This window comes from Bacillus yapensis (assembly GCF_005280205.1).
In the GTDB taxonomy this organism is placed as follows: domain Bacteria; phylum Bacillota; class Bacilli; order Bacillales; family Cytobacillaceae; genus Robertmurraya; species Robertmurraya yapensis.
In genome coordinates this window covers 464,108-486,840 of record NZ_SUND01000001.1, presented here as the reverse complement: position 1 = coordinate 486,840, position 22,733 = coordinate 464,108, and the positions used below count along the sequence as shown (strand labels likewise).

At 33.1% G+C, this 22,733-nt stretch carries 20 protein-coding genes; 19 read left to right on the top strand and 1 reads right to left on the bottom strand.

The genetic code is table 11. The annotated features are described in order from the left end of the window. From FAR12_RS02355 to FAR12_RS02315, 9 genes are all read left to right on the top strand, one after another. The coding region (locus FAR12_RS02355) for a PA14 domain-containing protein (RefSeq protein WP_143252518.1) at positions 1–3,754 on the top strand (3,754 nt) is incomplete at its 5' end. A gap of 171 nt (positions 3,755–3,925) precedes the next feature. Then, complete coding sequence (locus FAR12_RS02350; RefSeq protein WP_126405742.1) at positions 3,926–4,624, top strand: glycosyltransferase family 2 protein; 699 nt, start codon at positions 3,926–3,928, stop codon at positions 4,622–4,624. Between the two features lie 36 nt (positions 4,625–4,660). Beyond that, a complete protein-coding gene (locus FAR12_RS02345; protein WP_126405740.1) occupies positions 4,661–5,026 on the top strand; it encodes a DUF2304 domain-containing protein in 366 nt (121 codons plus the stop codon). Between the two features lie 18 nt (positions 5,027–5,044). Beyond that, complete coding sequence (locus FAR12_RS02340) at positions 5,045–5,392, top strand: EamA family transporter (RefSeq protein WP_126405738.1); 348 nt, start codon at positions 5,045–5,047, stop codon at positions 5,390–5,392. Then, positions 5,389–7,434: a DUF2142 domain-containing protein gene (locus FAR12_RS02335; protein WP_170972058.1), complete on the top strand. Its 2,046-nt coding sequence runs from the start codon at positions 5,389–5,391 to the stop codon at positions 7,432–7,434. The genes FAR12_RS02340 and FAR12_RS02335 overlap by 4 nt, the downstream gene beginning before the upstream one ends. A 29-nt stretch (positions 7,435–7,463) precedes the next feature. After that, the gene (gene galU / locus FAR12_RS02330; protein ID WP_126405734.1) at positions 7,464–8,345 is read left to right on the top strand and encodes a UTP--glucose-1-phosphate uridylyltransferase GalU; all 882 of its coding nucleotides are present in this window, start codon (positions 7,464–7,466) and stop codon (positions 8,343–8,345) included. Between the two features lie 49 nt (positions 8,346–8,394). Continuing rightward, a complete protein-coding gene (locus FAR12_RS02325; protein ID WP_126405733.1) occupies positions 8,395–9,669 on the top strand; it encodes a flippase in 1,275 nt (424 codons plus the stop codon). Positions 9,670–9,690: 21 nt separating this feature from the next. Then, positions 9,691–10,788, top strand: coding sequence for a glycosyltransferase family 4 protein (locus FAR12_RS02320; RefSeq protein WP_126405731.1), 1,098 nt, complete (start codon positions 9,691–9,693; stop codon positions 10,786–10,788). Positions 10,789–10,817: 29 nt separating this feature from the next. After that, positions 10,818–11,894 carry a glycosyltransferase family protein gene (locus FAR12_RS02315; RefSeq protein ID WP_126405729.1) on the top strand — a complete coding sequence of 359 codons (1,077 nt, stop codon included), beginning with the start codon at positions 10,818–10,820 and terminating at the stop codon, positions 11,892–11,894. Between the two features lie 95 nt (positions 11,895–11,989). Here FAR12_RS02315 and FAR12_RS02310 read toward each other — a convergent pair whose 3' ends face one another. After that, positions 11,990–12,988 carry an LCP family glycopolymer transferase gene (locus FAR12_RS02310; RefSeq protein ID WP_126405727.1) on the bottom strand — a complete coding sequence of 333 codons (999 nt, stop codon included), beginning with the start codon at positions 12,986–12,988 and terminating at the stop codon, positions 11,990–11,992. Positions 12,989–13,285: 297 nt separating this feature from the next. Between FAR12_RS02310 and FAR12_RS02305 the strand changes: the two genes are divergently transcribed. The 10 genes from FAR12_RS02305 to FAR12_RS02260 all read left to right on the top strand — a co-directional run bounded on the left by FAR12_RS02305 (position 13,286) and on the right by FAR12_RS02260 (position 22,731). Next, positions 13,286–14,071, top strand: coding sequence for a glycosyltransferase family 2 protein (locus FAR12_RS02305; RefSeq protein WP_126405725.1), 786 nt, complete (start codon positions 13,286–13,288; stop codon positions 14,069–14,071). A gap of 47 nt (positions 14,072–14,118) precedes the next feature. Next, positions 14,119–14,745, top strand: coding sequence for a YveK family protein (locus tag FAR12_RS02300; RefSeq protein ID WP_126405723.1), 627 nt, complete (start codon positions 14,119–14,121; stop codon positions 14,743–14,745). A 51-nt stretch (positions 14,746–14,796) separates the two neighbouring features. Then, positions 14,797–16,008 carry an oligosaccharide repeat unit polymerase gene (locus tag FAR12_RS02295; protein WP_170972057.1) on the top strand — a complete coding sequence of 404 codons (1,212 nt, stop codon included), beginning with the start codon at positions 14,797–14,799 and terminating at the stop codon, positions 16,006–16,008. After that, a complete protein-coding gene (locus FAR12_RS02290) occupies positions 16,005–16,841 on the top strand; it encodes a glycosyltransferase (protein ID WP_126405719.1) in 837 nt (278 codons plus the stop codon). Before FAR12_RS02295 ends, FAR12_RS02290 begins: the two co-directional genes overlap by 4 nt. 14 nt (positions 16,842–16,855) lie before the next feature. Further along, a complete protein-coding gene (locus FAR12_RS02285) occupies positions 16,856–17,563 on the top strand; it encodes a glycosyltransferase family 2 protein (protein ID WP_212734373.1) in 708 nt (235 codons plus the stop codon). A 55-nt stretch (positions 17,564–17,618) separates the two neighbouring features. Continuing rightward, entirely contained in the window at positions 17,619–18,491 is an 873-nt protein-coding gene (gene rfbA, locus FAR12_RS02280; RefSeq protein WP_126405717.1) for a glucose-1-phosphate thymidylyltransferase RfbA, read from the top strand. 18 nt (positions 18,492–18,509) lie between these two features. Further along, positions 18,510–19,067: a dTDP-4-dehydrorhamnose 3,5-epimerase gene (rfbC, locus tag FAR12_RS02275; RefSeq protein ID WP_126405716.1), complete on the top strand. Its 558-nt coding sequence runs from the start codon at positions 18,510–18,512 to the stop codon at positions 19,065–19,067. A 12-nt stretch (positions 19,068–19,079) separates the two neighbouring features. Continuing rightward, on the top strand, positions 19,080–20,102 hold the full coding sequence (gene rfbB / locus FAR12_RS02270; protein ID WP_126405714.1) for a dTDP-glucose 4,6-dehydratase: 1,023 nt from the start codon (positions 19,080–19,082) through the stop codon (positions 20,100–20,102). Beyond that, entirely contained in the window at positions 20,102–20,953 is an 852-nt protein-coding gene (gene rfbD, locus FAR12_RS02265) for a dTDP-4-dehydrorhamnose reductase (protein WP_126405712.1), read from the top strand. Before rfbB ends, rfbD begins: the two co-directional genes overlap by 1 nt. Positions 20,954–21,663: 710 nt before the next feature. After that, on the top strand, positions 21,664–22,731 hold the full coding sequence (locus FAR12_RS02260; protein WP_126405710.1) for a glycosyltransferase family 4 protein: 1,068 nt from the start codon (positions 21,664–21,666) through the stop codon (positions 22,729–22,731). Positions 22,732–22,733: the final 2 nt, after the last annotated feature.

Below are 22,733 nucleotides of genomic sequence, written 5' to 3'. Positions count from 1 at the left end.
AGATGTAGAATATTTTGATGCTACAGAGCTTGGGAAAATTGATTTTTCAATTGCGCCGTTTCAACAAGAAATTGAAAATACGTGGCTAGGAGAATATTATCCGAACACAACATTAAGTGGGAATCCAAATATTATTGGAGGGAATAGTTCATCTACTAAACTGTCAAAACTAAACCTAGACTGGGGAAATGGAACTCCACATTCGTCTATTCCATCCGATCAATTTTCAGCAAGATTTACTAAAAAGGAAACCTTTGAGCCTGGAGTTTACTTATTTGAGGCAGATTCAGACGATGGTATTCGAGTGTGGGTGGACGATAAGATAGTAATTGATTCGTGGGTAGGATCAAACGGATGGCCAAAGAGTGGAAAAATAGCTTTAGATGGTGGAGAACATACTATAAAAGTTGAGTACTTTGAAGGTATTGGTGGCGCACATTTAAAGCTTACCTATCGAGCATTTCCAGTGTTAGCAAAGGCCGATCAAGATGTCCATTATAATTGGGGATATGGTAGTCCAGTTGGATTTCCCAATGATTACTTTATGGGTGTTTTTGACCAGTCAAGACATTTTGCTCGTGGAGACTATTTTGTCCAAACCTTTGCAGATGATGCAGTAAAAGTCGAAGTAGACGGTAAATCGGTTATCGATCGTTGGGATGGTACTGGCTATGGAACAAGGGCGCAATCATTATTATTAGGCCAAACTGAAGGGCAGCACACAGTTAAAACGCACTATTATGAAAACGTTGGTGCTGCAATCATGTTTTCTGACATTGTACCTTTTGATTCTTGGCTAGCATACTACTATGAAAATAGGGATGTAGCTGGTTATCCAACTGCTGCAAAAGTAATCTCACCAGTCGGTGCTCAGAAGAATTTATATGAAGACTTTGGTGCAGACGGTCCAGTACCGGGCTACAAGAAGGATAACTTTTCGGCAAAATATACAACGGCAAAGCGTCTTCCCGCAGGAGAGTACATCCTACGAACGAAAGCAGATGACGGAGTAAGAGTATATGTAGACGGAAAACTTGTACTTGATCGCTGGACAAATAGTTCACTACGAGAAGATGTTACCAAAATTCAAATAGGTGACAAAAGTGGAGTGGATGCAGATGAAAAGGATATTCATTGGATAGATGTAGAATATTTTGATGCTACAGAGCTTGGGAAAATTGATTTTTCAATTGCGCCGTTTCAACAAGAAATTGAAAATACGTGGCTAGGAGAATATTATCCGAACACAACATTAAGTGGGTATCCTTATGTGGTAGGAGGAAATAGTTCGGCTAGTAAAATATCAAATATTGATTTTAATTGGGGATCTGGTTCTCCACTTAGCACAATTCCTAATGACAGATTCTCTGCAAGATTTACTCGAACAGTAAATTTAGAATCTGGAACATATTTATTTACTGTAAACTCTGACGATGGGGTTCGAATTAAAGTAGATAATAAAATTGTTCTAGACGCTTGGCAAAATGGTGACTTCAATAATAGGATGCAAGAAGCTGTATATCTAGAGAGTGGAGAACATTTATTTGAAGTTGAGTACCTTGAAAACATTGGAGATGCCAAGTTGTTGCTAAACTACCAAAAATTAACATCGAGTAAGGTCTTTTACGATTATGAGAAACAAATTAGCTACAACTGGGGTTCTAAAGGTCCGGATGGTTTTGCATCAGATAATTTTGAGGCAATCTTTGACCAGTCACAGGCTCTGAAGGCTGGAGACTATCATATACAGACCATGGCCGATGATGGAGTTCGAGTAGAGGTTGATGGTCAGTTAAAAATCGACCGGTTATCACCTTCTGGTGGACAAGCGGATTTAGCTCTATTAATGAATTCGCAGTCAAAAGAGTATAACATCAAGACACAGTATTTTGAAGCAACAGGAAATGCCTTTATTTATTCTCATGTTTTACCATTTGGGGATTGGGTAGCCTACTATTATCCAAATACTAATTTAGGTGGTTCTCCTGTAGGCACAAAGGTTATTCGTAAAACAGAAGATAAATTACTTTCGGATATTAATAACCTAAGTAGTCCTATATCAGGTACTGTGCCAGAAGACAACTATTCTGCAGTTTATAGAACTGCTCAAAGAATTACTTCGGGTCAATATATAATTCGTGCCAGGGCTGATGATGGAATACGAGTTTACATTGATGGTGCTTTAGCTTTGGATCGTTGGTCATCAGGAAGTTTTGATGAGGATGCTGTTACTTTTACAGTACAGGACAGAAATGTTTCGGATCCTAAAGAGAAAGATGTGCATTGGATAGAGGTTCATTACTATGAAGGAACTGGTAATGGAAATGTTGAGCTTGATATTAAACCATTAAATTCAATTTTCAATACTGATCAATGGGTTGGAGAGTTATTCCCAACAACAGATTTAACAGGAAATCAGGTTATCTTAGGTGGGGTTGGTTCAGAAGAACCAATTAGAGATTTAAAGTTTAATTGGGGATTAGGAAAACCGCATAATCTTATTCCTGCAGATCGATTTTCTGCAAGATTCACAAAGAAAGCCCATTTTAATGGTGGGACCTATCAAATTAGAACTTTATCAGATGATGGGATTAGGGTAAAAGTTGATGGGGAAGTCAAAATTGACTCATGGATTGATAGTGGTACCGATTATGTTGATTCAACCCTTTATCTTGGTTCTGGTGTTCATGAAATAGTAGTGGAGTACTATGATAACGTTGAGGCTGCTGTGTTAGATGTTGAGATTGTAAACATGACAGAACAAAGTTATAAATTTGTTTCGGCTGCTAATTTGCCTGCATATCGTAGTTTTGAAGAATTGACAGATTATAGAAAACACTTGGTTATTTATAATCCCAGTTATACTAGATTATTTGAATTAGAATATGGAGATTCTGTGAAGATTCTCGAAGAAAGACAATATGCTGCAAGGATTCTTACAGGTGATGGAAAAGAAGCTTGGATTCAAAAAGACTATCTTGAATCTGATCTACTCGAAGATTTGTGGCTTGTAAAAGATGGACGTACACTTAGGAGTAGTTCAACAACTTCGAGTAGTAACATTGGTTGGGTTCCTACTGGAGCAAAAGTCCGTATACTTGATTATGAATATACTCCAGGTGTTACACACACTGAATGGTATCAGGTACAAACGGAGTCTGGGCAACGAGGTTGGATATGGGGAGCGATAGCAACTAGTGGTAACTCAGGGTTTAACCTGATAAAATATGAATTCCATAAAATAGGAGCTGTCACAAATGATATTACCCTCTTTACGCCGCTTACTACCAAATCGAATGTTACAGCTGAACAAATTAATCGTTTTATAGATTACAAGACCCAAGGAAGAAAGTCGGTAATGAAAGGAATGGGAGAAACATATATAAAAGCACAAGAAGCAAGTGGTCTAAATGCGATATATTTACTAGCTCATTCTGGACATGAAACAGCCTGGGGAACTTCAATTATAGCAAGTAGTAAGTACAACTTCTATGGTATTGGGGCAATAGACTCTGCGCCAGTCGAAGGTGCATTAGATTATTCAACCCCAGAAGGTGGAATCATCTTAGGGGCCAAATGGATAAGTGATAACTATGTTATTAGATCGTGGGATACTGATCAAAGTTATCCATATTATCAACCAACTCTTGATAATATGAAATTTGACAAAGGTTGGCACCAATATGCAACCGATGAAGCTTGGGGACCAAAGATTGTAAGATATGTCCAAGAATTTAATGAGTTTATTAAATGAATTAAAATGACCTTACCTCAAATAAGAGGTAAGGTCATTTTATTACCATTAAATTGCTCCGACAATATTCGAGTAATATATGCTATAATGGTTAATTGATAAATTGATTTGGAAGGATAATTAGAGAGTTGATTAATATTTATATATTATATGGATATGGAGGAATTCAAAATGAAAATATTAGCAATTATTCCTGCATTTAATGAAGAACAAGGAATTAAGCATGTTGTGCACCAGTTTAAAAATATAGAAAATGTTGATATTTTAGTTATCAATGATTGTTCAAGAGATAATACATCCGAAGTATGTAGAAGTTTTGGTCTGAATGTAGTTGATTTACCATGTAACCTTGGAATTGGAGGTGCTGTACAAACAGGATATATTTATGCTGCGATAAACGGGTATGATATTGCGATACAAGTCGATGGAGATGGACAACATGATCCTTCTTATATTAAAAATTTAATTGAACCAATTATAAATGGACAAGCAGACCTAGTAATAGGATCTAGATATTTAAATAAAGAAGGTTTCCAATCTTCGTTTATGAGAAGAGTTGGGATTAGTTATTTTAGTTTTTTAATAAAATTACTCCAAAAGAAAAATATAACAGATCCAACATCGGGTTTTAGAGCGTGTAACTCACGAGTAATTAAGCTCTTTAGCAAGCGTTATCCTGTTGATTACCCTGAACCAGAGTCTATTGTATATTTATTAAGAAACGATTATCGTGTTGAGGAAGTACCAGTTGTTATGAATGAGCGAATGGGAGGGGAGTCAAGCATTAATTCCCTTAAATCTGTTTACTATATGATTAAAGTCTCCTTAGCAATAATAATAGATAATTTAAGAAAATACGGATTAACATAAAATGAGAATGATTTTTCTAATAAAAAGGGGTATTCTATGATAACGGCAAAGTTGCAGATTATATTATTTATAGCTTCTATTTTAACTTTTCTTAGCATTATAAATATGATTAGAAAGTATAACTTAGAATTAAAATATTCTTTACTTTGGCTTTTCTTCTGTATAGTAAATGTATTTTTAGCTTCTTTTTCACAATTTTCTATTGGAATAGCAGAAATACTAAGTATTAAAGAGCCTGTAAATGCAATATTTTTATTGTCATTTGTGTTTTTGTTTTTTATTATCTTTAGCTTAACATTAACTATTTCAAAACTATCCGGAAAACTAAGCCAATTAGTTCAAGAAATAGCTATAATAAAAAAGGAACTTGAAACTGATAGAGGAAATAAAGCTTCCAAATAAATTGAATGGAGAATTAAATTGAAATATTTATTAATAATATTAAATATTTGTTTTCTAGTTTTTGGACAAACAGCATGGAAATTAGGATTAGAAAATTTACAGTTGCAAGGTAGTGTGTTTCAGAAATTTTTCCAAATTATCTTCTCTCCTCTTATCATTATGGGCTTTGTATTATATGCATTAGCGACTGTCATATGGATGTACTTATTATCAAAACTACCTTTAAGTTTTCTTTATCCATTACAGAGTCTTGCGTATGTTTTAGCATTAATTATTTCCTTCTATTTATTTAAAGAAAATATTCCTATAACTAGATGGATAGGAACTGGTGTTATATTAATTGGAGTATATTTAATAGTGAAGTGATTGAAAGATTTAGAAGGAGAATTAATACCATGCAAAGCCTTACTTATGTAAAAGAGGAATTAAAAAATAATTGGGTTTCTTGGGGACTATTTATTGTAGTCTTGCTTCTATTCGCAGTTTCTATTTATGATTATAGAGATATTTTTCTGTCTCCAAGGGATATAGAAAACTCAGTAGTTAATCAAAACAAGAGCAATGAAACTATCGGTGAAATAACAGGAGATATGGAAATTTCACAAACATTCATTGCAGAAAAAGATAATTTTTCTCGTATCCAAATTCCATTTGGAACATTTAACCGTGAAAATGTGGGAACCTTAGATATTAAGCTATTAAATGACAGAGAGGAAGTACTATTTAGTTCCACAGTGAATGTACAAGACTTATCTGATGGAACATTTACTAATATTAATATTCCTCCTTTAAAAGATACTAAAGGAAAAGATTACACACTAATTATCAAAAGCAACGGCTTAGAAAAGGGGAGAAGTGTAACTCTTTGGAAAAGTTCAGAGGATGTTTATTCGGCTGGAGAATTGCTAATTGACGGTGATAAGCAATCTGGGGATTTACGATTTAAGGTTGTAGATGTACAAAAAAAACCTCTAGTAAAAAAGCAGTTATTTTCAACGCTTTCTATCTTTTTCCTGTTGTTATTTACTGCATCTTTGTTTGCGATAAGAAAAGTGAAAAATCAATTACACAAGGTTTTTTTAATTATTATTTTTCCTATTGGGCTACTTCTTGCAATTATGATACCTCCTTTTGATCAACTTGATGAACTTGAACATTATTATAGGGCATTTGAGGTTTCTGAAGGTAATATTATAAACCAGATGACAGTAGATGGATATGGAAATTATATACCTGTAAGCTTAGTTGATACGGTTAGTAATGTTAGATACATACATCAAGATGGTTATAAATATGGACTAGTAAAAGACGCGTTTGGAGTAAGATTAAATCCTGAAAATCGTGTGTTATTAAGAAATTATGCTTCTTCCTATCCGCCAATTATCTATTTACCACAAAGTTTAGGGATACTAATTGGAAAGGCTTTTGACTCACCGTTGCTAATGATGTTTTTAGGAAGAATAATAAATCTATTGGCTTATATATCAATTATGTACTTTGCAATTAAAATAGCACCTATCAAGAAATTTGTGTTTTTTCTATTAGCTTTATTACCTATATCTGTCGTACATGCTACTTCTCTATCGGCTGATGCAATTACTAACTCCACAGCATTGTTGTTCGTATCATATATATTATACTTAGCTTATGGAAAAGTAGCTGAAGTAAACTGGAAACATATTATGGTTGTTATTTCAATAGGGTTGTTTATTGCCTTATCAAAGTTAGTCTATATCCCAATGATATTACTGTTTCTAATCATTCCTTTCAAAAAGTTTAAAGACAAAAAGGATTATATAAATAAGATAATATTAGTATTAATTGGATGTACCATTCCTTTTATTATTTGGAACCTATTAAATATTTCTAATTTATCTGTACCTGACTTACGAATTAACCAAAATGTTTCTCCAAAGGACCAGGTTATGTTTGTACTAACCCATCCTCTTTACTATATGAAAGTGGTTCTCGACACTATGTATAGTTTAGGGCCAACTCAATTGATAACGATGGTTGGAAAAGCAGCAACGAACTATGTATATCAAGCACCATCAATTGTAATTTATACATATATTTTTATGCTGCTATTTTTTGGAATAGTAAACGATAAGAATGATTTATTGGTCGAACATAGAAAGATAGATAAAGGGATATTTCTTCTTATTTTTATATCTGTGTTTGTTTTAATATATACGGCGCTTTATGTAGGAATTACAAATATAGGTGACCCAATTATTGGTGGAATCCAAGGAAGATACTTTATTCCAATTGCTGTTTTTCTTATTCTTTCCCTATCTAATCGGCAAATTGTTACTAACGATAAAAAGCTAGAGTTTTTAGTCTCAACTATAATCCATAGTGCTATTTATCTATTGCTATTACAGTATATTTTTCAAATTAATCAGTAACCAAAACAAGGCAAATAGGAGGCTACAGTATGAAAAGAGTAAGAAAAGCAATTATCCCAGCTGCTGGATTGGGAACCCGCTTTTTGCCCGCAACAAAGGCAATGCCAAAAGAAATGTTACCAATTGTAGATAAACCTACAATTCAATACATTGTAGAAGAAGCAATAGAATCAGGAATCGAAGATATAATTATTGTTACTGGAAAAGGCAAGAGATCAATTGAAGATCATTTCGATTATGCGTACGAGCTTGAACAAAATCTACTGGATAAAGAAAAATTTGACCTTTTAGAAAAGGTACAAGAAACTTCAAGGATGGCAGACATCCACTATATAAGACAGAAGGAACCAAAAGGTTTGGGACATGCTGTATGGTGTGCACGTAATTTTATTGGTGATGAACCGTTTGCTGTATTACTAGGTGATGACATTGTAAGGGCAGAAGTTCCTTGTTTAAAGCAACTAATCAACCATTTTGAGTACACAAATTCATCTGTGATAGGAGTCAAAAAAGTGCCTGATAATGAGACACATCGATATGGCATAGTAGAACCTATTATAGAAAAAGATAGAAGTTTTGAAGTGAAGAATTTTGTAGAAAAACCTAACCCAGGTACTGCTCCATCAAATCTAGCTATTATAGGAAGATATGTCTTCACTCCTGAGATATTTATGTTTCTAGAGAAACAGCAAATCGGTGCAGGTGGTGAAATTCAGTTAACTGATGCTATTCAACAGTTAAATGGAATTCAGAGAGTATTTGCTTATGAGTTCGAAGGGAAACGATATGATGTTGGAGAAAAGCTAGGGTTTATTGAAACAACCATTGAGTTTGCGCTTCAAAATCCGGATTTGAAGGATGATTTATTGAACTTTATGGAATTTCAATTAGAAATGTATAAAAACAATTAAATTAAACAGTTCTCTTGCATTAAAAGACCAAAAATGAAGTGGTGAATCAATGTCAACGAAGAAAAAATTACTTACAAATTTTTTTTCATTAGTTATTTTACAAGGCCTAAATTACATTTTACCCCTTTTAACTGTACCTTACTTAATGAGAACAGTGGGTATTACTAATTACGGGGTGATTGCCCTTGGACAAGCATTGGCGATGATCTTTGTTACCATTACAGATTATGGTTTCAATTTATCTGCAACTAAACAAATAGCTATTGTGCGTGATAATAAAGATAAGCTCCAGGAAGTTTACAGTGCCGTACTAGGAGTAAAACTATTCCTTATGGCTATTAGTTTTATAGTTGTTCTCATTATCTCAATCTTAATACCTCCATTTAATGAAGACAGTATTTTTTTCTTGTTGTTTTTTGGAATTACTGTTGGTACTGTGCTCTTTCCAATTTGGTTTTTTCAAGGCATGGAGGAAATGAAATTTATTACATTATTAAATATCATTTCAAAAACGGTTTTTACAATTGGGTTATTTGTTTTCGTTAAAGATGAAAGTTATTTATTCTATGTACCAATATTATTAGCATCAGGTCATATTCTTGTAGGGATTGTGTCACTAGGAATCGTACGTTATAAATTTAAGGTGAAATTTTATTTTCCTAATGTTAAGAATATGAAATATCAATTGCAGCAAGGATGGAGTATATTTCTTTCAAATGTAGCGGTCAGTTTTTTTACATCAGGAAATACTGTTTTTTTAGGGATGTTTTCAACAAAGACTCAAGTTGGTTACTTTTCTAGTGCAGAAAAGTTAATTAATGCGGCTTCAAGTGCAGTTCACCCGATTGCCCAAACCCTATTTCCGCATATAAGTAATTTAGCTGATCAATCTAGGGAGGCAGCTATTGGGTTTATTCAGCGTTCATTGAAGGTTATATTGTTTGTTACAGTACCGATAACTCTCATTACTATTATATTTGCTGAACCAATTATTAAAATTTTTTATGGAGTGCCTTATGATGAGACAGTAATTGCTCTTAGATTGTTATCTGTTCTACCTATCACTATAGGTGTAAATAATTTACTTGGTGTACAAACAATGATTACATTTGGTTTTCATAAGGACTACTCTAGAATCTTGATTATATGTAGCATTCAAAATATTATTATTGCTTGTACTCTTATTCCGTTTTTAGGGTATTTAGGCACCGTAATCGCTGTATTAACAACAGAAATTAGTATTACGATAAGAGAATATATTTTCCTTAGACGAAAGGGAATCAATATATTACCCAGTAAGAAAAGAAATGTGTCATCATCATAGAGGAAAAAGAGGTTATATGTTTTGAAAAGAATAAAGGTATTACACGTTTGTCCCTCTTTAGATAAAGGAGGATTAGAAGAAGTTATCTATAATCTCGTTAAGAATTCAAATGATAATGAATATGATGTAAGTGTAGCTTATTTTAATGGTGGATTAGTAAGCGACCGCCTAGAGGAAAAGGGTTATACATGTTATAAGTTAAGTGGCGCAGGGAAAATTGATAAAATCAAGGAGTTTATGAAGGTTATAAAGGAAAATGAAATTGATATTGTTCAAGCTCATTTTTGCTTTAGTGGTATCCTAGCAGCAAAATTATCTGGTGTTAAGATTATTGAAACAGTTCATAATACGTATGTTGGATTTATAAATCCAACTGGTAAATTGAAATATAGCCTATACTTAAATATGGTTGATTGTATTGTTTCAGTTTCTAATGAGGTTAGTAGATTCAATTTTAAAAATTTTAGTATAGGTAATAAAAGTAAATGCAAGGTTATTACGAATTCAATAGATCCTGAAAGATTAAACCCCTCCGATAAATCTGTTGAGAAAATCAAGGAGGAATTTGGCATACCCACTAATAAAAGAGTAATTAGTACCTTATCTAGGATTGACTCGCAAAAGGGTCTTGAGTATTTCATTGAAGCTGCAAAAAAACTAAATACGGAATATGATGACCTTGTCTTCTTAATTCCCGGCACAGGTGATGAAAAATATGCTGAAAAATTAAAGGAATCCATAATAAATGATAATAATATACGGTTTATTGGTCACGTAACAAAGGTAAATCAGTTATATAAAATTATGGACATATTTGTTATATCATCTCTATGGGAAGGTGGCCCTCTTACATTATTAGAAGCAATGGCATATGGTAAAGCAGTAATTGCTACACCAGTTGGAATTACACCAGAAGTAATTGAGAATGGAATAAATGGATATCTTGTCAATGTGGAAGATGTAGATGATTTATATGAAAAAATTAAAGATTTATTAGACAATAATAAAAGAAGTCTAAGATTAGGGCAGCAAGCCAAAAAGGATTTTGAAGACAAATTTAGTAATGAGATTATGATAAGCAACTATAAAAATTTATATAGGACCTTGATAAAGGGATAAAGGCTCAATATAAATAAAGGAGATAATTAATGAAGAAAAAGATTTTATATATGATGCATGTTGATTGGGGATGGATTAAACAACGCCCTCACTTTATAGCAGAAAAATTAGACGAGGTCTTTGAGGTATGGGTATTTTACCTAATGACTCGTAACCGTAAAGTAATGACTGATAATCCTACAACAATTCGGAAGTCACCAATCGTTACTTTTCCGTTAAAACGGATCCAGTTTTTTAATGAGTTAAGTATATTTTTACAGAAAATTCTTTTTTCGATGATTATAAAGGTATATAACCCAGAATATATTTGGATTACATACCCAGCTCTATATAATTATTTACCTAAGTCGAAAAATAAACAATATAAAATTATTTATGATTGTATGGATGATGTTTTGGGATTTAATAATATTTCTAGAATAAAAAAAGAGTTGGAATTATCAGAAAAGCAGTTACTTCGTGATGCGGATATAGTTTTTGTTTCTAGTGAAAATTTACAAAAAACAATCATACAAAGAGGGTGCGCAGAAGAAAAAACTCTACTAGTTAGGAATGGTTATAATGGGGAAATCATAATTCCAGAGCTAGATGATAAAAGGACGCAGATTAATCAACCATTTAAAATTGGTTATGTAGGTACAATATCAGACTGGGTAGATTTCGATACAATCCTAAAAAGTCTTGAAAGCTTTAATAATATTGAATATCACTTTTTTGGCCCGATTGATTGTGAGGTCCCAAAACATAGCAAGATTCATTTTCATGGCTCAGTAAAACATAGTGATTTATATGAAAGAGTAAAAAACTGTGACTGTCTAATAATGCCTTTTATGATAAATAATTTAATTCTTTCGGTTGATCCAGTTAAACTATACGAGTATGTAAACTTCAATAAAAATATTATTACAGTATATTATAAAGAAATAGAAAGATTCGGGGATTTTGTTCACTTTTATCAAACGGATGATGAATATGTTGCGATTATTTCGCATCTGTTAAATAATAATGAAATTAAATATTCGAATGAACAAAGAATGGAATTTCTAACTAATAATACGTGGGAGAAACGTGCTAATACTATAAGTAATAGAATATTGAAAAAGTAAGGCGAACTACTAATGTCGTTCAATAAAAAAGTAAAAGACTATCCAATTTTAATGAATGAATAGTCTTTTACTTTTTGCTTTGCCTCTGTTTAAAATTAATAACTGTTAGAGTTCATTCTTGCAACTGTTTCAGTTGGTAACTCTAAATGTGATCGCAGTTGATTGGATAGCTCTTGTCTAGTTGTATCGTCAACAATGTAATACCAAAGGTTATCATCCAATGTTTGGCCAGTTCCTTCTATTTCCATTTTATCCATTGTTGAAGCGGCACTTTTATAGTTTGATTGAAAATTAATCATTTCTTTTAGTGATAAATTAGTTTTAATATTTTTTTCTAATGCATCTAATATTTCATTATAGTTCGTAATTGAAGAAAGTGAAACACCTTTTTCAATAACCTTAGAAATAACCTCTCGTTGTCTTTCTTGACGACCAAAATCTCCACGTGGATCTTCTTTGCGCATTCTTGCATACGCAAGAGCTTTTTCACCATTAAGATGTTGAGGGCCTTTCTTTACATATACACCGTCTAGTTCGAATGAACGAGGGTTATCAACATCTATTCCTCCGACAGCATCAACGATATCTTTAAAGCCTTCCATATTGACCTCAATATAATAATCAATTGGTATATTAAGGAAATGTTCTACTGTATCTATTGAAGTTTCAATACTAGCATCTCTGTATGCACCATATGCATGATTAATTTTGCTATAGTATGCCTTTTTGGGCATATCATCGTTTACAATTTTCACACGTGTGTCACGAGGAATACTTAGAATCTTGGTTGAACTTAGTTCAGGATTGATTGTTAAAACCATCATTGAATCAGTTCTTCCTGCGTCTCCATCTCTTTCATCAATTCCGACTAATAATACTGAAATAGGGTCTTTCTGTTTTACTTCCACTTTTTCTTCTCTCTTGTCAGATCCCTCATTACTTAACGGGTTATGCATAGTGTTCACTGCATTAGCGACATCGTTATATACATTGTATGCATACGCTCCTACTCCTATAGCCAAGATGAGTAGTATAAACAGTACCGTTCTGCCCCACCTTTTCTTTTTTTTCTTGCGTTCTATTCTAGTGTTCATATATTTTCCCTTCTTTTTAAAATGATGAACTGTCGTTTTTAAATTTATCTTCCAAATTAATATTATAGTCCTGATGTTTGAATACATTCAACTATAAATTAATGGAATAATAAAGGTATATATTTCGACAAATTAATGGTATAATTTTTTTTCGGTAACACTGCCTAAAATATCATAAAGTAAGTTCCTTATATTTAATTTTGACTTGAAACTAATAGAAAATCAATGATTAAATAATAAAAGAACTCTGAAGCATGGTTTTTAAATGGTAAACTTAATGAAAGTGTGAGTGATAAAATGACAAAATCTAAGGTTGCCATCAGTATTGTTACATACAATAGTCGACATATTTTTGATGTTTTAGAAAATCTAAAAAAGGAATTTGGAAATGATAAGAGCTTTCGAATTTTAATTTTTGATAACAATTCCAGTGAAGAGTATAAACAAGACTTAAAAAAATATAGGGATTTTGCTGAAATTACTTTTCATAATGAGAATAAGGGATTTGGCTTTGGTCATAATTCAAATTTAATGAAATCTCCTGATGATTATTTTTTAGTGTTTAATCCAGATATAATTCTTGAAAGGGAACCTTTTAGGAAAATGCTGAAGTTAATGGAGGATGATACTTCAATCTCATTATTGGTTCCCAAAGTATTGAACTCAGATGGAACTACACAGCACTTAATCCGTAATCGTGTAACAGTATTTGACTATGCTTTAAGGTTTATTCCGTTTAAATTAGTGAAAAAGATATTTGATAAAAGATTATCCTCTTATGAATGTAGGGATTTACCAGATGATAAAACTGTAAATGTACTTATTGGGTCAGGTTGTTTTATGCTCTTACGAGGAAAAGCATTTCAGGAGGTAGGAGGATTTGATGAACGATATTTTATGTACTTTGAGGATTATGATCTTTGTTTGAAATTTAGTTTACAAAAAAAACGTGTTGTATACACGCCATTTTCTAATGTCATTCATTATTATGAAAGGGGAGCACATAAAAGTTTTAAATTATTTAAGATTTTCATTATTTCCATGATAAAGTTTTTTAATAAGTGGGGTTGGAAATTTATATAAACAGGAACAATTAACCGATAAGCAAACAAAGAAATGGAGTTGTTTACATGGAAGCTAATCAATTTTTAAATGACATTTTTACAACCTTAAAAAAGTATATATGGTTAGTTCTTTTACTTTCTGTAGCAGGCGGTTTTGTGGGGAAGTTAATAAATGCAGAAGGTCCACCTCCTACATATAAAAATGCTACATCAATTTTAATTGAGAAACAATACGAACAATCAGATATAAGAATATTTCAATCTGATGAAACTAGTAGATTTCTAAGTACAGCTCAAATACTTATCGAAACACCACCAATTCTTGAACGTGTGAAAGAGAATTTAGGGCTTAAAAAAGGTGTCCGAGAAATTGAAACTCAAATTAGTACTGAGATTTTAGGGAATTCAAATATTATCCGCATAGAGGTTGAAGCTGGACATGCTGAAGAAGCGACTGATATTGCAAATGCCACTGCAGATGCATTTGCTAGCGAGGTAGGAACAATATTAGATGTTAAAAGAGTTACCATTTTAGAAACTGCAGTTAAAGGTCTTGAAAATAAAATAGAATATAATCGAACAAATGCCACTATATTTATGGGTGTTATCATAGGTTTTGTTATTGGAATTTTCCTCGCCTTTTTAATTGGTGCTACGACTAAAAGAAGTAAAAAGTCACAGACAAATGCATAAAGAGTTTGTTCAAAATCAGGTTGCAATTATATAGAAAGGAGCATTAATAATTTGATTAATCCATATTTTATATATGTACTATCTTTTCTAGCGGTATTGATAGCCTATTTGTTTGGATGGTCAAACTTATTCCCAAACTTAGGTGGTTCATTGCTTATATTCTTGCTATGCTCAATTATTATTGCTCTGTTTATGGGGAGGGAGGTTGCAAAAAGAAAGATAATAACGTTTAATAGGTTATTCTATAAAGATAAGTTAGTTTGGGTTACCATTGCAATTTTGGTTGGTTATGTTATTGAGTTTATATATCATGGTAACTTTCCATTGTTGGCAATTATAACAAATATTCCTCTAAGCTACCATGAATTTGGAATTCCGACATTTCACGTTATTTTAGTCACGTTTAACTCCTTTTTCTCAATTGTTTTATTTCAAGTATTATTATCTGAAGAAAAGAAACGAAAAGGGAAACTTATACTTCTGTTAGTATTAAACTTATTGCCTTCTGTGTTGATTATGAACAGGGGCATGTTAGTTATTATACTGATGAGTTGTGTGTTTGTATATTTAATAAGATATCAAGATAAGATTACAATGAAAAAAGTTGCTGGATTATTAGGGTTGTTTTTAATTGCATTATATTTGTTTGGGGTTGTTGGGAACGTTAGGGTTAATAATTCTTATCAAACAGATACGTCATTATTTGATAATTCCCTTTTTCTACAACTAGGTGGCGCTTCAGAGGAATTTAGGGAATCTTTTATTCCGAAAGAATATTTTTGGCCATATATTTATCTAACTTCTCCAATGGCTAATCTTCAAGAAACACTTAATAATTTTGAACATAATGAAGATGTAACAACTTATAATACGTTTAGTTTTGTAGTAACACAAATATTCCCGGATTTTGTAAGTAAAAGAATTGCAGCTATGCTAAGTATTTCTGTACCTAATGTCTTGCAGATAGCTCCAGAGTTTAATGTGGGAACTGCTTTTGCTGAGTCTTTTGTTATACTGGGATGGGTTGGAATCTCACTCTTTGTTTTATTTTTATTCGTTTTTGCCCTTTTTTATATCCTTTTTTTAAAAAGCATCAACAGCAAATATTTTGTTGCAGGGGTTGCTATCATTAACTCTATTTTTGTTTTCAATGCATTTACCAATATGTTTGCATTTACAGGGTTAAGTTTTCAACTAGTATATCCCATTTTGTTTACAATATGGGATACATTTAGAAACAAAAAAGAAGGTAGATGTGAATGAAAACAACAATTGTCATTGTTTTATATAAGGTGAAAGTTACCCAATCGACAACTTTAAATACATTAATGAATGTTCTTATGAACGATAGATATGAAGATATTAATGTAGTTATTTATGATAATGGTCCTGAAAACCAGCAACAATTAATTGTGGACAAATGGAAAGAAAACATACGTTTTTCATATACAAGTGATCCTAGAAACCGAGGTATTTCAGAGGCATATAACTATGCATATGCGGCTGCTAAAAAAAACAACAGTGAATGGCTCCTTTTGTTAGATCATGATACCGCAATAACTAATGAATACTTTGATGAATTAATAAACAAACAGAATGTAAATGCTAATGTGGCAGCTGTTGTCCCAAGGATCATAAGTGAGGAAATAATGATCTCTCCTGTATACAGTGATACCTTACGTCCGTTAATAGGAGATAAACCAACTGAAGGATTACAAGAAAGGCCGATTATGGCAATAAATTCTGGTGCTCTAATTCGCTTACCTTTTTTAGATAAAATAGGTGGATTTACTAAAGAATTTCAACTAGATTATCTTGATCATTGGTTGTTCCATAAGATATTTGAAAAAGGTTATACAGTGCTAGTATTGAATTCTATTCTTGAACATGAATTATCAGTGTTAGATTATAAACGTGTTTCATTACAAAGGTATAAAAGTATAATCGACTCAGAATTCCATTTTTATAAAAATTATAAAAAAAATCTTTATAAAGCGTACAAGAAACAGCTTTTCAAAAGGTTAATAAAGCAAGTACTAATTGTTCAAAATAAGAGAATAGCTCTTTATACTTTGCAACGTCTGCTTTCTGAATAGAGAGGATAATTAATATGAAGTTATCAGTATGTATGGCCACGTATAATGGCTCTGAGTTTGTTTTACGACAATTAAATTCCGTAATTAAACAATTAGGGGATAATGATGAGATTATTGTTGTTGATGATAAATCAAGTGACAACACTGTCACATTAATAAAAGAAGCTTATGGACATAAGGTTAAGGTTTTTATAAATGAAAATAATATGGGTGCTATTAAAAGTTTTGAGAAGGCTATTAAATTAGCAACGGGAGATATTATATTTCTTTGTGACCAGGACGATATTTGGGAAGATTACAAGGTAAGCTTGGTTGTAGAAGCCTTCCAAAAAGGTAATGCCGCAGTTGTTGTTCATGATGCCTATGTAGTAGACGGCCAATTAAATATTATTGACCATTCTTGGAACGATTATAATCAAAACAAAAAAAAGGGTATTTTGGGGAATATTATTAAAAACTCATTTACAGGGGCTTGCATGGCATTCAAAAAAGATCTTGTACCATATTTTATTCCCTTTCCTAATTCGATCGAAATGCATGATCAATGGATAGCTCTAGTTGCTATGTTGGAGAAGAAAAAAGTAGCATACATTGATCAACCATTGATGAAGTATGTTCGACACGGCAATAATGTAACAGGGGTTAAGAAGAGGTCTATTCGGCACATGATAAAAGGAAGAATGGGAACAATAGCTTCTGTTTTAGGGTACAAAAGGAACTAATTTATTTGTAGTTAGAATGTATCAAAAATATTAATATTTAAGGAGTTGTGCAAACATGAAAGGAATTATTTTGGCTGGGGGTAGCGGAACTCGGTTATATCCGTTAACTAAAGTTGTTTCAAAACAATTATTACCTGTGTACGATAAACCAATGATCTACTATCCTCTTTCCGTTTTGATGCTTGCTGGAATCAAAGACATACTTATTATATCTACACCGCAAGACATAGAGAGATTTGAACAGATTTTAGGAGACGGATCTGACTTAGGTGTTAACTTTTCCTATGCTGTTCAGCCAGAACCAGGTGGACTAGCACAAGCGTTCTTAATTGGCGAGGAATTTATTGGTGATGATAATGTTGCACTTGTATTAGGTGATAATATTTTCTATGGCCATGGTTTAACAGATTTATTGGCTCATGCAGCATCACGTGAATCTGGTGCAACTGTATTCGGTTACTATGTGAATGACCCCGAACGTTTTGGTGTTGTTGAATTTGATGATAACGGAAAAGCTGTATCAATTGAAGAAAAGCCAGATATTCCTAAATCAAATTATGCTGTTACTGGTTTGTATTTTTATGATAATCGGGTAGTTGGAATTGCTAAGAATATTGCACCATCTGAACGTGGGGAGTTAGAAATAACTGACGTTAATAAAACTTACTTGGAAATGGGAGAACTTAACGTAGAGTTACTTGGACGTGGCTATGCGTGGCTTGATACAGGAACACATGAATCACTATTAGAAGCCTCTCAATTCATCGAAACGGTAGAAAAACGTCAAACTTTAAAAATTGCTTGTATCGAAGAAATTGCATATCGTATGGGGTACATAACAAAAGAGAAATTGCTAGAACTCGCTGAACCGCTTAAGAAAAATCAATATGGTCAGTACTTACAAAAAATCGCAAATCAAAGTAGATAAGTGATTGGGGGTAATTATATGAATATTGTCGGGACAAAACTACCAGGTGTATCAATATTAGAGCCAAGGGTATTTGGTGATAATCGAGGATATTTTATGGAAAGCTACAACAAACAGGTATTTGAGGAATTAGGCTTAACTTATGACTTTATTCAAGACAATCAATCCTTGTCAGCTCCAGTCGGGACTTTGCGCGGCCTTCATTTTCAACTAAATCCAAAAGCCCAAACAAAGATTGTTCGGTGTATTACTGGCGCAATTTATGATGTGGCTGTAGATATTCGTGAAGGCTCCCCTACTTACGGAGAGTGGATAGGGGTAATATTGAGTGAACATAATAAACGCCAATTAGTTGTTCCTAAAGGTTTTGCGCACGGATTTTGTACGATTGTACCTGATACAACTGTTGCTTATAAAGTGGATGAGTACTATTCTCCAGAGCACGATGGGGGAATCTTATGGAATGACCCAGATTTAGGAATTGATTGGCCAACAAACAATCCAATCCTTTCTGAAAAGGATACAAAACATCCTACATTAAAAGAAGCAAAATTAAACTTTGTGTTTGAAAAATAGGAGGATTTTAAAATGAAACTATTAGTAACCGGTGGTGCAGGGTTTATCGGTAGTAACTTTGTCCGTTATATGGTTAATAAATATCCTGAATACCAGGTGGTTAATCTAGATGAGTTAACCTATGCTGGGAACTTAGAAAACTTAAAGGATATTGAGGGAAATCCTAATTATAAATTTGTTAAAGGTGATATTGCGGACCGCGATTTCATAAACAATCTATTTGAAACTGAAAAATTTGATTATGTATTAAACTTTGCAGCGGAATCACATGTAGATAGAAGTATTACAAATCCAGATATTTTTATTAAAACAAATATCCAAGGTACACAAATTCTTTTAGATGCAGCTAAAAGAATTAATGTGAAAAAATATTTGCAGGTTTCAACAGATGAGGTGTACGGAACATTAGGCGAAACAGGTTATTTCACAGAAGAGACGCCTTTAGCACCAAATAGTCCTTATAGTGCAAGTAAAGCTGGAGCTGACATGCTTGTCCGTGCTTATCATGAGACGTTTGATTTACCTGTCAATATTACTCGTTGCTCAAACAACTATGGGCCGTATCACTTCCCAGAAAAACTTATTCCATTAATGATCATTAATGCGTTACATGATAAAGAACTTCCTATATATGGGGATGGGCTAAATGTACGTGACTGGTTACATGTAGAAGATCATTGCCAAGCAATTGATCTAGTTCTTCATAATGGCAAGAACGGTGAAGTATATAACGTTGGTGGTAACAATGAACGCACGAATGTTGAAATTGTTAAAACGATATTAAAGCAACTTGAAAAATCAGAATCTCTTATTAAGTATGTAAAAGACCGTCCTGGACATGACCGTCGTTATGCAATTGATGCTACCAAACTTCGTACGGAACTTGGATGGAAGCCAAAATATAACTTTGATACGGGAATTGAACAAACTATCGAATGGTACCTGAATAACCGTGAGTGGTGGGAAAATATTATTTCCGGTGAATACCAGGAGTATTTTAAATCACAGTACGGTGACCGATTTGAGGTAGAGTGATGAAGGTTTTGGTTACAGGTGTTAACGGGCAGCTTGGTTACGATGTAGTAAGGAAATTAGAAGAAAAACACTATGAAGTTGTTGCAGCAGGTAGAGACCAATTAGACATAGCTAATGAAGAGAATGTTGAATCATATATTGGTGAAGTGAAACCACATGCAATTATACATTGTGCGGCATACACAAATGTTGATGGTGCGGAAGAAGATAAAGACACTGCATATCGTGTAAATGGTTTAGGAACAAAATACCTTGCTCGAGCGGCGCAAAAAGTCGGGGCGAAAATGGTGTTCGTTAGTACGGATTATGTCTTTGATGGAAATGGAGATAGTCCGTATGAAGTTGATCATCCAACAAATCCATTAGGAACTTATGGAGAATCAAAACTTGCAGGTGAAAATTTTCTAGAGGAACACTTAACTAGACATTTTATTGTACGTACTTCATGGGTCTTTGGTATAAATGGAAATAATTTTGTGAAGACTATGCTGCGATTAGGGAAAGAACGTGGTGAAGTGGGGGTTGTACACGACCAAGTTGGATCACCTACTTATACTGTCGATCTTGCAGGCTTCCTTGTTGAACTAGTTGAATCAGAGGAATATGGTACCTATCATGCATCCAATTCAGGTATTTGCTCTTGGTATGAATTTGCGGTTGAGATATTCAAACAGGCAGGGCTAGATGTTAAAGTAAATCAATTAACAACTGAACAATTCCCACGACCTGCAGCAAGGCCCCAATATTCTGTTCTAAGTACCAGGAAGGTTGAAGAAAAAGGTTTTACACCATTGCGTGCTTGGAAAGAAGCATTAGCAGCGTATTTAGGTGAAATTAATAACTTGGTTTAAAGAAATCTAACTTCAGCACCCCAAAAACATAGTGTTTTTCAGGGTGTTTTTTTTTTGCCGGACATTTTACATCATGAAAATAAACAGCTCATTCAAGGTTGGGGGGACTATTTTAGCGGACATAAAGAAAAATATGCCATGAACTACTCGACAGCCATAATAGGCGAAGATTAAGGGCATGTAGGTGGAAAGAATCGAAAAGGCAAGAACGAAGAGCAGAAACCCTATAAAACTCGGAGTTTCAGAGGAAGAAGCATGGAAAAATGTCAATACCGGAAAAGGCTATTAAGGCATACCAATATTTCTATGATAAAGCTCGATTAAGAAACAAATATTGGAAAAGTAAGGTTTGAAACCCTTAACAAATGTGATTTCATAAATTTTCGATTCACCGTATACTGAAGGTATCTACGGTGGTGTGAGAGGTCGGTACGGAAACGTGCCGTCTACTCGATTTACTAAATAACTTAAGATTTTTATAACCTTTTTATGAAACTTTTATTTTATAAGAACGTCAAATATAGTGGATATATCCCGAAACAATGTATTAGATCTTATTAGACTACTAAAATAAGTAAATAAAAATTGTTTACATACATTATACTTGTGCTATAATCTTAAAAGAGTCATGTTGTAGATGCAAGTCCAACTAATTAGGATTAAAATTAAAATCTAAAATCATTGTTTAGAGAACCGACATGGAGGGCAATATGTTATATATGACTTTGATAATTGCTTTTTTTACAACAATTGTTCTTACGCCGGTTGTAAAAAAGCTTGCTTATAAATTAGGTGCTACTGATAAACCTAACAATCGAAAAGTTCATCAAAAGTTAATGCCACGGCTAGGTGGATTAGCCATTTATATAGGTTTTATTGTAGGTGTACTTTTACTTCAACCATCTGATGATGTTCATATACCTATACTAATTGGTAGTTTCATAATAATTTTAACCGGATTTATAGATGATATTAAAGAAATTTCTCCCAGAGTAAAATTGCTTGGGCAGATCATATCTGCATTGATAGTTGTAATTTATGGTGACCTTCAAGTTCAGTTTGTTAATTTGCCTTTTGGAGGGCAACTGGACTTTGGTATTTTAAGTATCCCTATTACTATGATTTGGATAATAGGGATAACCAATGCAATTAACTTAATAGATGGCTTAGATGGTCTTGCTGGTGGGGTATCATCTATTGCTTTATTTTCAATTGCAGGTATGGCCTTAATAATGGGTAACCAAGTATATGTTATGGTCATAGCTCTTGTACTAGCTGTATCAGCATTAGGTTTTCTCGTGTATAACTTTCATCCTGCTAAAATATTTATGGGGGATACCGGAGCATTGTTCCTTGGTTATATGATTGCAGTACTTTCACTTTTAGGATTTAAAAATGTAACCTTTATTTCATTGGTTATTCCAGTTATAATTTTGGCTGTACCGATATCGGATACGCTTTTCGCGATTATACGAAGAATTGTAAACAAGCAACCATTATCAGCTCCGGATAAATCTCATTTGCATCATTGTTTAATTAAACTTGGATATTCTCATAAGAAAACTGTTTTGATTATATATTTAATGAGTGCACTATGTGGGTTAGCAGCGTTTTTATTTTCACAGGCAACTGTATGGGGAGCCTTAATAATTCTAACTACAATTATAATAGCTCTAGAAATCATCGTTGAGAAGATTGGTTTAATTAGAGACGATTATCGACCACTATTGAATTTTCTTAATGGGTTAAAACCTGAAAATATACGAAATAAAATGTAATG